General features: G+C 61.8%; 13 protein-coding genes. All 13 read left to right on the top strand.

What is annotated here, in order from left to right:
* Nucleotides 1-8 precede the first annotated feature (8 nt).
* The 13 genes from rsmD (at nt 9) to B5F98_RS03135 (ending at nt 12,555) form a co-directional block, all read left to right on the top strand.
* A complete protein-coding gene (gene rsmD, locus B5F98_RS03195; protein ID WP_087369579.1) occupies nt 9-554 on the top strand; it encodes a 16S rRNA (guanine(966)-N(2))-methyltransferase RsmD in 546 nt (181 codons plus the stop codon).
* Between the two features lie 4 nt (nt 555-558).
* Nucleotides 559-1,050 (top strand): pantetheine-phosphate adenylyltransferase, encoded by a 492-nt coding sequence (gene coaD, locus B5F98_RS03190; RefSeq protein WP_087231249.1) that lies wholly within the window; start codon nt 559-561, stop codon nt 1,048-1,050.
* Between the two features lie 13 nt (nt 1,051-1,063).
* Complete coding sequence (locus B5F98_RS03185; protein WP_087231252.1) at nt 1,064-1,576, top strand: hypothetical protein; 513 nt, start codon at nt 1,064-1,066, stop codon at nt 1,574-1,576.
* Between the two features lie 305 nt (nt 1,577-1,881).
* Nucleotides 1,882-2,298, top strand: coding sequence for a division/cell wall cluster transcriptional repressor MraZ (locus B5F98_RS03180; protein ID WP_087369578.1), 417 nt, complete (start codon nt 1,882-1,884; stop codon nt 2,296-2,298).
* A gap of 3 nt (nt 2,299-2,301) precedes the next feature.
* Nucleotides 2,302-3,234, top strand: a complete 933-nt coding sequence (gene rsmH, locus B5F98_RS03175) for a 16S rRNA (cytosine(1402)-N(4))-methyltransferase RsmH (RefSeq protein ID WP_087369577.1) — start codon at nt 2,302-2,304, stop codon at nt 3,232-3,234.
* A gap of 26 nt (nt 3,235-3,260) precedes the next feature.
* Complete coding sequence (locus B5F98_RS03170) at nt 3,261-3,797, top strand: hypothetical protein (RefSeq protein ID WP_087231261.1); 537 nt, start codon at nt 3,261-3,263, stop codon at nt 3,795-3,797.
* A gap of 141 nt (nt 3,798-3,938) precedes the next feature.
* Nucleotides 3,939-6,359, top strand: a complete 2,421-nt coding sequence (locus tag B5F98_RS03165) for a penicillin-binding transpeptidase domain-containing protein (RefSeq protein WP_087369576.1) — start codon at nt 3,939-3,941, stop codon at nt 6,357-6,359.
* Complete coding sequence (locus B5F98_RS03160; protein ID WP_143482724.1) at nt 6,313-6,870, top strand: hypothetical protein; 558 nt, start codon at nt 6,313-6,315, stop codon at nt 6,868-6,870. The genes B5F98_RS03165 and B5F98_RS03160 overlap by 47 nt, the downstream gene beginning before the upstream one ends.
* A gap of 31 nt (nt 6,871-6,901) precedes the next feature.
* Nucleotides 6,902-7,888, top strand: a complete 987-nt coding sequence (gene mraY / locus B5F98_RS03155; protein WP_087369574.1) for a phospho-N-acetylmuramoyl-pentapeptide-transferase — start codon at nt 6,902-6,904, stop codon at nt 7,886-7,888.
* 66 nt (nt 7,889-7,954) lie between these two features.
* Nucleotides 7,955-9,181, top strand: a complete 1,227-nt coding sequence (gene ftsW / locus B5F98_RS03150; protein WP_242961584.1) for a putative lipid II flippase FtsW — start codon at nt 7,955-7,957, stop codon at nt 9,179-9,181.
* Between the two features lie 10 nt (nt 9,182-9,191).
* The gene (gene murG, locus B5F98_RS03145) at nt 9,192-10,301 is read left to right on the top strand and encodes an undecaprenyldiphospho-muramoylpentapeptide beta-N-acetylglucosaminyltransferase (protein ID WP_087369573.1); all 1,110 of its coding nucleotides are present in this window, start codon (nt 9,192-9,194) and stop codon (nt 10,299-10,301) included.
* 56 nt (nt 10,302-10,357) lie between these two features.
* Nucleotides 10,358-11,611: a UDP-N-acetylglucosamine 1-carboxyvinyltransferase gene (gene murA, locus B5F98_RS03140; RefSeq protein ID WP_087369572.1), complete on the top strand. Its 1,254-nt coding sequence runs from the start codon at nt 10,358-10,360 to the stop codon at nt 11,609-11,611.
* A gap of 23 nt (nt 11,612-11,634) precedes the next feature.
* Nucleotides 11,635-12,555: an FtsQ-type POTRA domain-containing protein gene (locus tag B5F98_RS03135; protein ID WP_087369571.1), complete on the top strand. Its 921-nt coding sequence runs from the start codon at nt 11,635-11,637 to the stop codon at nt 12,553-12,555.
* The last annotated feature ends 194 nt before the right edge of the window (nt 12,556-12,749 follow it).

Raw genomic sequence — 12,749 nt, 5'->3', positions numbered from 1 at the left:
ACGTTACCATGCGTGTCATCACGGGAACGGCCCGGGGAAAGCGGCTCAAGGAGCTGCCCGGCATGGACACCCGCCCCACCACCGACCGGGTGAAAGAGGGGCTTTTCAACATCATTCAGTTTGACATTCCTGGCAGACGGGTGCTGGACCTGTTTGCCGGCACCGGACAGCTGGGCATTGAGTGCCTGTCCCGGGGGGCGGCCTGGTGCGACTTTGTGGACCACTCGCCCGCCGCCATGAAGATCGTGCGGGACAATGTGAAGGCCTGCAACCTCACCGACCGGGCGGCTTTCCACCAAACCGAGTTCGACGCCTTCCTGGCCAGCGCCAAGGGGCCCTATGATCTGGTGTTTCTCGACCCGCCCTATGCCTCTGACTGCATAAAACAGGCCCTGGAACGCATGACGGCAATTGACATTGTGTCGAGAAATGGTATAATAGTATGCGAGTCTCCAGTGGAAGCCCAGCTTCCGGAGCTTGCGGCCCCCTATGAGAAGGGGCGTGACTACCGGTACGGGAAGATCAAGCTGACCTTGTACCGCAGGAGTGTGTGACCCAATGAAACGAGCCATCTACCCCGGCAGCTTTGACCCGGTGACGCTGGGGCATTTGAACATCATCAAGCGGGCGGCCGCCATCTTTGACGAGCTCATCGTGTGTGTGATGGTCAATTCCAGCAAAAACGGCCTGTTCACCCCGGAAGAGCGGGTGGAACTCATTGAGAAAGTGACGGAAGGACTACCAAATGTGAAGGTGGACTGTTCCCGCCAGCTGCTGGCCGACTACGCCAGACAGCATGGGGCCAAGGTGCTGGTGAAGGGTTTGCGGGCCGTGTCCGACTATGAGTCTGAGATTCAAATGGCCATGATCAATGCCAAGCTGTATGAGGAGCTGGACACCGTGTTTTTGTACACCAGTCCCAAGTACGCCTATCTCAGCTCCACCGTCGTGAAAGAAATGGCGAGATACGGGGCAGACCTATCGGAATTTGTCCCGAGACAGATTATTACCCAGGTACAGAATCGGGTCAATGGGGCCCAGGAACAATAAGGAGGAATTACCTATGGCAACTTCTGTGGAAGAATTGCTGAATATGCTGTTTGATATGGTGGACGAGGCCCGCAATGCGCCTTTGAGCTCGGAAAAGTGCGTCATCGAGCGGGACAAGGCCCTGGACCTCATCGAGGACGCCAAGGCCCAGCTGCCCGTGGAGCTGGCTGAGGCCCGCAAGGTGCTCAACAACCGCAACGAGCTGCTCTCCAGCGCCAAGCGTGAGGCCGAGGAGCTGCAGAAGCGGGCGGAGAACGAGGCCCGCCGCCTGGTCAGCGAGACCGAGGTGATGGCAGTGGCCCGCCAGAAGGCCAGCGAGATGATGGCCCAGGCCGACCAGAAGTCCAAGGAGATGCGCACCGTTGCCAACCAGTACTGTGAGGACGTGATGCGCCGGGCGGAGGAGGCTCTGGGCGAGGCCCACGCCGAGATGCGCCGGGTGCAGAGCAAGTTCCACGAGGCCCTGGGAATTCCCAGCAGCACAACCTCTGCCAACCGCGCCTACGACGCCGAGGCAGATCAATAAGAGAGATTTGAATGGAGGACCGCAGGATGGCGCACATTCTGCGGTCCTTTCCAATTTTAAACCCTTCGTTGGGAGGCACATGCTCTGTGGTCCTCCATTTTACTCCACCACCCGGGGCGCCCGGGAGGTATGGAACGAATAAGTGACCCAATTCCCGGCGTTTGGCAGAATAAACAGTGGAATCCGTGATTTTATTCAAGAAAACTTCATATTTTTCCAGGAAAAAAGTCCTTGCAATTTCCACCAGGGGGATGTATACTAGGGATAACTTGGAGTGAAATGGAGTGAAATGGAGGGGACGCGGGATGACTGGCACCTACGAGCATAGTCTTGACAGCGCCGGGCGTCTCATTGTGCCGTCCAAACTCCGGGAGAAATTGGGCTCCCAGTTTTACCTGGCTGTGGGGGTCAAGGAGAACTTGACCCTGTACCCCATGGCGGCGTGGAACAAGCTCCAAGAGCGGGTGGCCAACCTGACCACCGCGCAGGCAGCCTCCATGGATGTCTTCTTTGCCTCGGCTCAGTTGTGTGAGCCGGACAAGCAGTGGCGCTTTCAGGTGCCCTCTTATTTGAAGGACTACGCCAAGATTGATCGGGATGTGGTGATCACCGGCAACAACGACCGGGCCCAGATCTGGAGTGCGGAGAACTGGAAGGCCAAGACCGCACAGCAGCTCAACCCCGAGCACATTGCGGCACTGTTGGAAGGACTGGGGATTTAATCCATGGAATATACACACAAGTCTGTGCTGCTCCAGGAGTGTCTGGACGGCTTGAACATCAAGCCCGACGGCATCTATGTGGACGGCACGTTGGGCCGGGCGGGGCACTCGCGAGAGATTGCCAAGCGCCTGACCACTGGCCGACTCATCGGCATTGACCGGGACGCCGCCGCTCTGGAAGCCGCGCCGGCCCGATTGGAAGGGCTCATGGATCGGGTGACCCTGGTGCGTGGGAACTTCAGCCAGGTGGGGGAGATTCTCCGCAAGTTGGATATCCCCGCCGTGGATGGTATGTTGTTTGACCTGGGTGTGTCCTCGCCCCAGCTGGACGAGGCGGCCCGAGGTTTTTCCTATTTACAGGATGCCCCTCTGGACATGCGGATGGACCAGTCCGCCGCCCTCACCGCCTATGAGGTGGTCAACGAGTGGTCTCAGGAGGAGCTGAAACGAATCTTGTGGCAGTACGGGGAGGAGCGTTACGCCGGCCCCATCGCCGCAGCCATTGTACGCCACCGGGCCCAGGCTCCGGTGCGCACCACCCTGGAGTTGGCGGATTTGATCCGCAGCGCCATGCCCGCCAAGGCGTGCCGGGAGAAACAGCACCCGGCCAAGCGGTCCTTCCAGGCCATTCGCATTGCCGTCAACGACGAGTTGGGGGAAGTGGAGCGGATGCTGGATACCGCCCTGGACCTCTTGAATCCCGGCGGACGGCTGGCCATCATTTCCTTCCACTCCCTGGAAGACCGCCTGGTGAAGACGGCCTATGCAGGGTGGGCCAAGGGTTGTACCTGCCCCCCGGACTTCCCCGTGTGCGTGTGCGGGAAGACCCCCAAGGTGCGCCTGGTGGGGAAAAAGCCCATTGTTTCCACCCCCCAGGAACTTGAAGAGAATCCAAGGGCTCGCAGTGCCAAGTTGCGTGTGGCAGAGAAGCTGTGAGTGAGATAATAAAAGGAGACATCACTATGGCAACCCAGCGCAAAGTTAGACAGTACGCCACCTATGGCAACGTAGCTTATAAAGTAGACAACACCGCCCCCGCCCGGGAGCGGAGAAGAGAGGTGGAGCAGCCCCGGCGGCCCAGAGTCAGACCCCGGGAGCGGGTGGCCACCCGGCCTCAGGTACAGGTCCGGGCCCAGAGCGCTGTGGCGCCCTTCACCATTGTGGGATTTGTGGCAGCCATCGCCTGTGCCCTGTTGCTGGTGGTGTGCAGCGCCCAGCTGGCCATGGTCAACGCGGAGACGGTAGAACTGCGTTCTACCCTGTCCGAGTTGCAGGACGAGAAAAAAACACTGATGGCCCAGTATGAAAAGACCTTTGACCTGACGGCGTTGGAGCAGCAGCTCACCGCTGACGGTTCCATGGTGGAGGCGGGCGCAGGCCAGACCGTCTACCTGGACTTGTCCCAGGACGACAGTGTGGTGTACTACCAGGAGGCTCGGGAGGGAGTCTCCGGCCTGATTCGCCAAATTGAGGAATTTCTGAGCGGCATGCTGTCATAATGGCCGCCCCAGAACACATACAATGAAATGCGGACATAAGAGAGAATGAGGGGCGTAAGAAAACTTTGACCGGTTTCTTACGCCCTTCTTGTCCCGATATGCCGCCACGCCAAACCGGAATATATATAGGAGCGAAGACATATGCAAAAACCCAAATCCAACCCACGCCGCTCCCCTGGGCGGGGAAACCGCAGCCTCTTCCACCGCACGGTGTTTTTGCTGGCGGTGGTGGGGGTGCTGGCCTTTGTGCCCCTGGTGGTCCAGCTGGTGAAGCTGCAAATCTTCCAGCACAACGAATGGGAGCAGCGGGCGGCCAACCAACAGACCCTGGACGTGGCGGTCAACGCCGGACGGGGTGCCATCTACGACGCCCAGGGCCGCACCCTGGCCCGGTCCGGCACCGTCTATCAGCTGATCCTCTCCCCCCGGGACGTGGTGGTCTCGGTGAACAAGAGCAGCTATGAGGACGAGGACGGCAACCTGAAGCAGGGGGAGTACGAGCAGGCCATCGAGGACAAGCGGGACCTGATCGTGGACGGCCTGGTGGACCTGCTGGGGCTCAACGAGGACCGGCTGCGCCAGCGCATCGAGAACACCGACTCCGCCTATGAGCCTCTGGCCTACGAGCTGGAGGAGGAGGAGACCACCGCGGTGCGGGAGTTTATTAAGGAGAACAAACTCTCCTCCATGCTCTACTTCGAGCCCTCCAGCAAGCGCTATTACCCCTACTCCTCGGTGGGCGCCCATATCCTGGGCTTCATGGCCTATACCGAGAACAGCGGCAGCGTGAAGGTGGGGGCCCAGGGTGTGGAGGCCCTGTACCAGGATGTGCTGTCCGGGGCCACCGGACGAGTGGTCACCTCCAAGACCGGAGCCGGCACTGAGATGCTCTCCACCTATGAGGAGTACATCGACGCCGAGAACGGCGGCAACCTCCACCTGACCATTGATGCCACCATCCAGTCCATGCTGGAGCAGACCCTGGAGGAGGGCATCCAGACCTATAACGTGAAAAAAGGCGGCTTTGCCATTGCCCTGGACCCCTCCACCGGGGCGATTCTGGGCATGGCCAGCAGCCCCAACTTTGACCCCAACGAGTACGCCAGCGTCTTCGACCAGGAGCTGCTGGATGAGCTGAAAGCCCTGGCCGAGGAGTACGGCGAGGACAGCGACGAGTACAACCAGGCCGTCAGCGACGCCCTTAACCTCCAGTGGAGAAACAAAGCCCTGTCTGACACCTATGAGCCCGGTTCTACCTTTAAACCTCTGGTGGTGGCGGCAGCCCTGGAGGAGGGGGTCATCTCTCCCAACGACCACTTTTACTGTGACGGCGGCCAACAAGTGGCCGACTGGTTCATTACCTGTCATAAGCGGGCAGGACATGGAGATCAAACATTGACCCAGGTGCTGGAGAACTCCTGCAACGACGGTATGATGCAGATTGTCCAGAAGTTGGGAGCAGACACCTTCTGGGACTACCTGGAGAATTATGGCCTGTTTGACTCCACCGGTATCGACCTATTTGGCGAGGGAACCAGTGTCTTCTGGCCCGGCGGCAAGGACTTTTTCACCAGCATCTACGGTGAGACTTCCGTGGCCACCGCCTCCTTCGGTCAGACCTTTAAGATTACCCCCATTCAGATGGCCACTGCATTTGCCTCTATGATCAACGGCGGCCATTTGTTGGAGCCCTACGTGGTGCAGTCGGTGAGCGACGACGACGGCAACAGCACCTACTACCACCAGGTGCAGGAGGTGCGCCAGGTCATCAGCGAGGAGACCTCTTCCACCCTCCGCGGTATGCTGGAGAGCGTGGTGGCTGGCCCCTCCGCCTCTGGCCGCAACGCCTATATGGCAGGCTACCGCATCGGCGGTAAGACCGGTACCTCCCAGAAGCGAGATGAAAAGACCGGCGACCTGATCTGTTCCTTCATGGGCTTTGCCCCTGTGGATAACCCCAAGGTGCTGGTGCTGCTGGCCTACGACTCCCCCGAGCAGTCGGCCTCCAACTCCAACTACACCCCCTCCGGCACCTACATCAGCGGCGGTAACATCGCCGCCCCCATGGCCGGACAGCTGCTGGCCGACATTCTGGACTACATGGGTGTGGAGAAGCAGTATACCACCGACGAGCTGGAAGCTTCGGACACCACCATGATCAACGTCACCGGCTATGAGCTCACCGTGGCCAAGGGCCTGCTCACCGACCGTGGCATCCGCTGCCGCACTGTAGGCAGTGGCAACACCGTCACCGGGCAGCTGCCCGCCTCCGGTGTGACCATCCCCGGCAGCTCCACCGTGATCTTGTATCTGGGCGAAGAGGTGCCAAAGGACAAGGTGAAGGTGCCCGACCTGGAGGGGTTGAGCCCCTCGGAGGCCAAAAATACCCTGGAAGAGATGGGCCTATTCCTGCGAGCCACAGGTGTTACTGACGACGGCGGCAACCTGGAGGCCATCAACCAGAGCATCGCCGCCAATACCCAGGTATCACCGGGCACCGTGGTGGAAGTGAGGTTTGTCAGCAGTGTTATCGACTACGCCGATCAAGAACTCCCAGATTGATGACCCCATTGCCGTGGTGGGGCGGGGCAACACCGCCACGGCCTACCTGCTGCGCCGTTTGACCGGGGCACCGGTGGTGGAATTGACCCCCTATGAGGCCGCCATGGCTGGGGACGACACGTCCCGCTACCAGGCTGTGGTGGTGGAAAACTTCGAGCCCCGGGACCGCCGCACCCTATCCCCCTGTGCGGTGGCCCGGTGGGAGCTATCCCGGCGGGCCGGGGTCACCGTGGTGGCCCTGGACGACGGGGAGGGGCGGCGGACGGCCCGGGCCATGAGAGGCCGGGTGTTCGCCTACTCCGACGGCAGGCCCCAGGCGGACCTCACCGCCAAAAATGTCTGTCTGCGCCGCCAGCGGGTGGAGTTTGAGGCTCTCACCCGAGACGATTTGCTCCGGGTGCGGGTACCCCGGGGTCAGGGCGGCCTCTATGAGAGCCTGGCTGCCTTGGCGGCGGCTGTGGCGCTGGGCGTGCCGCTGGAGCAGGCGGCCCAGCGTTTGAACCAATCCTAGATACAAAAGAGAGAGTGGAGGTTTATAAACCATGATGAGTTTCGCAGCGGCGGCAACCGCCTTTCTGGTCACTGCGGTGGTGGGTAAGTTTCTGATTCCCGTCCTCCGGGCCATGAAGGCCGGCCAATCCATCAAAGAGATTGGCCCCAACTGGCACATGACCAAGCAGGGCACCCCCACCATGGGCGGTATTATGTTTATGGTGGGCATCACAGTGGCGGTGCTGATCTTCTGTTGGAAGGACATGATGAGCGGAGACTATTCCGCCCTCATCGTGCTGGGCCTGGCCCTGGTGTACGGGGGCATTGGCTTCATCGACGACTTTGCCAAGGTGCGCAAGCACGAGAACACCGGCCTCACCGCCGGGTGGAAGCTGCTGCTGCAGCTGGCCGTGTCCGTGGCCTTCCTGGCCCTGATGCGTAATTTCGGCTATCTCTCCCCCAACCTGTACGTCCCCTTTGCCAACATCGACATCCCTCTGCCCTGGGCGGTGTACCTGGTGTTTGCCGCCTTCGTGCTGGTGGGCTGTGTCAACTCGGTGAACCTCACCGACGGCCTGGACGGCCTGGCGGGCTCTGTGACCCTGCCCGTGGCCATCTTCTTCTCCCTGCTGGCTGCCTGGTGGGATAAGGGCAGCGTGGGGGCCTTTGCCGCCGCTCTGGCCGGAGGCATTCTGGGCTTCCTCATTTACAATTTCTATCCCGCCAAGGTGTTCATGGGGGATACCGGCTCCCTGTTTTTGGGCGGCGCCGTGTGCGGCATGGCTTTCGCTGTGGACGCACCCCTCATCCTCATCCCCGTGGGTATCATCTACATCGCTGAGACCATGAGCGATATCATCCAGGTGACCTACTTCAAGCTCACCCACGGCAAGCGTATTTTCCGTATGGCCCCCCTCCACCACCACCTGGAGCTGGGTGGGTGGAGCGAGGTGCGCATTGTGCTCACCTTTACCGCCATCACCGTGGCCTTCTGTCTGCTGGCCTTTGCTGGCGCGATGTACCGCTACGGGATATAACAGCCCCTCTGGCCCGGTTAGACGGGCTCTACTTCGCATTTTTCGTTCCGGGAAGGAGGCGCACCCGTGCGCAAAATAGCCAAACGAGATCTCACCATAGAGCAGCAGCTGGCCCGGGGGCCGCTGGACCTGCCCTATCTGGCCCTGGTGCTGTTGTTGACGGCCATCGGCCTGATCATGCTGCTCTCGGCCTCCTATGCTTCTGCCTACTACAACTTGGACCCCAGCGTGGACACCGGCGGCAACCCCTATTACTACTTTTTAGGACAGCTGAAGTTTGCCGTGGCAGGTGTGGTCGGCATGTATATCGTGTCGAAAATGGACTACCAGTGGTGGCGGGGGCTGTCGGTACCCGCCCTGGCGGGAAGTATCTTCCTGCTGATTCTGGTCTTTACCCCTCTGGGACGGGCCAGTAACGGCGCACGGCGCTGGCTCTGGCTGGGATTTTCCTTCCAGCCCTCCGAGCTGGTGAAGGTGGCGGTGATCCTCTTCTTTGCCGCCCGCCTGTCCAAGCGGAAGGACCAGATCAAAGCGCCCCCCAAGAAGTGGGATCGGCGCACCCTCCGAGGCCGCATGGGGGAGTTTGCGGAGAACATCGGCCTGCTGGAGCTGGTCCCCTACGGCATCATTTTGCTGATCATCCTCTTTTTGCTCTACAAGCAGCCCCACATGTCGGGTATGATCCTGGTGTGTTCGGGGGCGGCGGCGGTGCTGTTCGCCTCAGGCATCCGGCTGTACTGGTTCGTGGGGGGCGGGGCCATCGTGGGCAGCGCCCTGTTCTTCCTCATCACTCAGACCGAGTACATGACCGCCCGGATGCAGTCCTGGCTCAACCCCGGCAGCGACCTGCAAGGGGACGGCTACCAGCTGTGGCAGTCCCAGATCGCCATCGGCTCCGGCGGCCTGCTGGGCACCGGGCTGGGCAACAGCCGCCAGAAGTACATGTTCCTCCCCGAGGAGCACAACGACTTTGTGTTCGCCATTGTCTGTGAGGAGCTGGGGCTCATCGGCGCCTGCCTCATCATCGTCCTCTTCGCCCTGCTCATCATCCGGGGCTATTGGCTGGCCCTCCACGCCCGGGACCGCTTCGGCAGCCTGATGATCGTGGGCATCAACACCCAGCTGGCTGCCCAGGTCATCCTGAACATCGGCGTGGTCACCGGCGCTCTGCCCACCACCGGCATCTCGCTGCCCTTCTTCAGCTACGGCGGCACCGCTCTGATGGTGCAGCTGGCGGAAGTGGGGCTGATCTTGGCGGTGTCCAGGCAGATCGTGGCGCCAAAGGAAGAGTAGGAGGGGGAGCATGAAGATACTGTTTACCTGCGGCGGCACGGCAGGGCACGTCAACCCGGCCCTGGCCGTGGCCCAGACCTTTGAGAAATACCATCCCGGCTGTCAGATCCTCTTTGTGGGGGCCGAGAAGGGGATGGAGAAACGGCTGGTGGAGCAGGCGGGCTATCCCATTCGCTGCGTGAAGGTGTCCACCTTTGAGCGGCAGCTGAGTTGGAAGATCATCCGCCACAACTTCAAAAGCGTGTTTAAAGTGCCGGTGGGGCAGTGGCAGGCCGCCCGGCTCTTGAGGCAGTTCAAGCCTGACCTGGTGATGGGAACCGGAGGCTACGCCTCCTTCCCGGCCGTGCGGGAGGCCACCCGCATGGGTATTCCCACCGCCATTCACGAGTCCAATGCCTTCCCTGGCCTCACCACTCGGGTGCTGGCCAAGCGGGTGGACCTGGTGATGGTGGGCTTCCCCGAGGCGGCGGAGTACTATACCCACGCCAAAAAAGTGGCGGTGACAGGTACCCCGGTGCGGGGTGCCTTTTTCCGCCTGGACCGGGCCCAGGCCCGGCGGGAGCTGAGGCTGGACGACGACAAGCCCCTGGTGGTGTCCTTCTGGGGCTCCCAGGGGGCTCGGGACATGAACCTCATGACCGAGGACTTTGTGCAGCGGTGGGTGGAGGAGGGCAGACCCTTCCACTACATCCACAGCGGTGGCCGGGACTATGAGACCATGGCCCAGCACCTCAAAGAACGCGGGGTGTCGGTGACCGACCAGGAGGTCCGTCCCTACATTGACAACATGCCCACGGTGATGGCAGCCGCCGACCTGGTGATCTGCCGGGCTGGGGCCTCCACCCTGGGCGAACTCACCGCCATGGGCAAGCCTGCGGTGCTGGTGCCCTCTCCCTATGTGGCTGCCAACCACCAGTTCAAAAACGCCAAGGTGTTGGCGGACCGTGGGGCGGCGGAGTTGCTGGAGGAAAAAAACTGCTCCGGCCAGAGCTTGTACGACACTGCGGTATCCCTGCTGGCCAACGCCGACAAACGCCGGGAGATGAGCCGGGCCATGAAGGAACTGGCTACTCCCCGGGCCGCCGAGGACATCTACAAGGCTCTGATGGAGCTTCTTTAACCCTTTTCCCTTTTCTTTCATAGAATGTGCCAATGGAAGAAAAGGGAGGCATTTTCATGAGCGTCATGTACATACAGGGCGGCGCCCCACTGGAGGGGGCATGGCGGGTCCAAGGGGCGAAAAACAGTGTGCTCCCGGTTTTGGCGGGGTGCCTGCTGGCCCCCCAGCCGGTGGTGATTCGCAACTGTCCCCGCCTGTCCGACGTGGACGCCGCCGTGGACATCCTCCAACACCTGGGGGCCAGCTGCCGCTGGGAGGGGGAGGAACTGGTGGTGGACGCCGGGCAAGCCTCGGGCACTGCCATTGACGAGGGCCGTATGCGGGCCATGCGGTCCTCCATTATGTTTCTGGGCCCTCTGGCCGCCCGGATGGGGGAGGCCACCCTCACCTATCCCGGCGGCTGTGAGCTGGGCCCCCGGCCCATTGACCTGCACCTGGAGGCCCTGCGGGCCATGGGGTGCCAGGTGGAGGAGCAGGACGGCACCATCACCTGCCGGGGCCGTCCCCGGGGCGGGGTGGTGACCTTGAAGTTCCCCAGTGTGGGAGCCACGGAAAATGCCATGCTGTGCGGGGCAGGGGCGGCGGAGGACACCACCATTGTCAACGCCGCCCGGGAGCCGGAGATTGTCCAGCTCCAGCAGTTTCTCAACGCCCTGGGCGGTGAGGTGACGGGTGCCGGAGGCAGCGTCATCACCGTCCGGGGCGGGCGACCCCTCCACGGCGGAGCGATCTCCATTTTGGGCGACCGCATTGTGGCGGCCACTCTGCTGTCCGGGGTGGCGGCGGCAGGGGGCGAGGTGGAGCTCCAGGGCGTGGACTGGCGGCACCTGTCCACGGTGCTCCAGCTGTTCGAGCAGGGGGGATGCCGGGTGCGCAGCGCACCGGGCCGCATCTGGTTTTGCCGTAGGGGAGATATCCCCATGAAGTCGGTGGGACCGGTGGCCACCGCCCCCTATCCCGGCTTTCCCACCGACGCCCAGGCTCCGGTGATGGCGGCCTTTGCCACCGCCCGGGGCACCACCATTTTTCAAGAGACCATGTTCTCCCGCCGCTTCGGCCACGTGCCGGAACTGCGGGAGATGGGAGCGGATATCTCCCTCCACGGCCAAGGGGCGTGGGTGCGGGGAGTGAAGCGGCTCCACGGGGCCCAAGTGTCCGCCACCGACCTGCGGGGCGGGGGCGCACTGGCCGTGGCCGCCCTGGGGGCCCAGGGTGAGACCCAGCTGCGGGGCGTGGAACACATCGACCGGGGCTATGAGCGCCTGGAGGAGATGTTCAACCGCCTGGGGGCCCAGATACAGCGCAGATAAATTTACCACAGAGGTGATTTGGCATGGCACGTGAGCGGAAGCACCCCCGGCGCACCAGGCGCCGAGGCCGGTTTCGGTTTTTCTATAAATTGATCTCTCTGGTGGCAGTGGTAGCAGCCATTGTCACCGCCTGCGTCATCTTCTTCCGCGTCAATGAGGTGAAGGTAGAGGGCAACTCCCACTACACCGCCCAGGAGATCATTGACGCCTCGGAGATCGAGATGGGGGATAACTTGGTGACCCTGTGGACCTGGCAGATCAACCAGCTGGTGGGCAGCAAGCTGCCCTATGTCCAGCGGGTGGTGGTGGGCCACACCTTCCCGGACAAGGTGACCCTCCAGGTGGTGGAGCGCACGGTGGCCGCCACCGTGGAAGGCAATGGCCGCCAGTGGCTCATGGCCTCTGACGGCTATCTGCTGGAGACCACCAACCAAAACCAGGGCATTGCCATTGTGGGCCTGGAGGTGGTGGACCCCCAGGCGGGCCAGCCCATGCAGGTCAGCGAAGCGGACCAGTCCAAGGGGGAGGCCATCGTCCCTCTGATGGAGGCCTTGGACCAGGCGGGGAAGCTGAGCCAGTGTACCCAGTTTGACTGCTCGGCGGCCTCCTCCATCCTGGTCAGCTACGGCATCCATCAGCTGCGGTTCCCCCTCCACGGGGACTATGCCCAGATGCTCAACCTGTTCCAGGCGGCCTTGGACAGCGGCAAGCTGCCCCAGGGTGAGGTCCGGGTGTTTGACTTCACCGTTTCCGACAACAAGGTGTTTGTCCAAAACCCCAAGCAGTCTGCTCAGCCCGAGCCCAGTGCCAGCCCGGACCCGGACGCCACAGCTTCGGACGCTCCGGACCCCGCGGCCTCCCAGTCTCCGGACCCTGAGCCTTCGGCCTCCACAGAGCCCGCAGCCTCGGCGTCCCCGGAGCCCTCTGCCACCCCGGAAGCGTGAGACCCATGAGTCCCCATCCCGCCCATGTGTGCGGGGTGGGGCTTTTTTCGTTTTATTGGCTGGAACTGCCAAAAGGACGCGACAAAATTCTGCAAAAAAACTTGCATTTCACTATTGACCCCGTGAGGAAAAGCCGCTAAAATAAAATGTGATTTGTAGTCTGGATTATTGCAGGCATTGACACAAACTGTTTT

Source organism: Pseudoflavonifractor sp. An44 (assembly GCF_002161675.1).
GTDB classification, from domain to species: Bacteria; Bacillota; Clostridia; order Oscillospirales; family Oscillospiraceae; genus Enterenecus; species Enterenecus faecium.
The sequence above is the reverse complement of the archived record's forward strand: the minus strand, read 5'-3'. Positions and strand labels throughout refer to the sequence as shown.

Excerpts from the sequence above, each read along its gene's own strand:
- murG (WP_087369573.1), top strand. The coding sequence starts at position 9,192 with ATGAAGATACTGTTTACCTGCGGCGGCACGGCAGGGCACGTCAACCCG.
- B5F98_RS03170 (WP_087231261.1), top strand. The coding sequence starts at position 3,261 with ATGGCAACCCAGCGCAAAGTTAGACAGTACGCCACCTATGGCAACGTA.
- mraY (WP_087369574.1), top strand. The coding sequence starts at position 6,902 with ATGATGAGTTTCGCAGCGGCGGCAACCGCCTTTCTGGTCACTGCGGTG.
- murA (WP_087369572.1), top strand. The coding sequence starts at position 10,358 with ATGAGCGTCATGTACATACAGGGCGGCGCCCCACTGGAGGGGGCATGG.
- rsmD (WP_087369579.1), top strand. The coding sequence starts at position 9 with ATGCGTGTCATCACGGGAACGGCCCGGGGAAAGCGGCTCAAGGAGCTG.
- B5F98_RS03135 (WP_087369571.1), top strand. The coding sequence starts at position 11,635 with ATGGCACGTGAGCGGAAGCACCCCCGGCGCACCAGGCGCCGAGGCCGG.
- B5F98_RS03180 (WP_087369578.1), top strand. The coding sequence starts at position 1,882 with ATGACTGGCACCTACGAGCATAGTCTTGACAGCGCCGGGCGTCTCATT.
- B5F98_RS03185 (WP_087231252.1), top strand. The coding sequence starts at position 1,064 with ATGGCAACTTCTGTGGAAGAATTGCTGAATATGCTGTTTGATATGGTG.
- B5F98_RS03165 (WP_087369576.1), top strand. The coding sequence starts at position 3,939 with ATGCAAAAACCCAAATCCAACCCACGCCGCTCCCCTGGGCGGGGAAAC.
- coaD (WP_087231249.1), top strand. The coding sequence starts at position 559 with ATGAAACGAGCCATCTACCCCGGCAGCTTTGACCCGGTGACGCTGGGG.
- rsmH (WP_087369577.1), top strand. The coding sequence starts at position 2,302 with ATGGAATATACACACAAGTCTGTGCTGCTCCAGGAGTGTCTGGACGGC.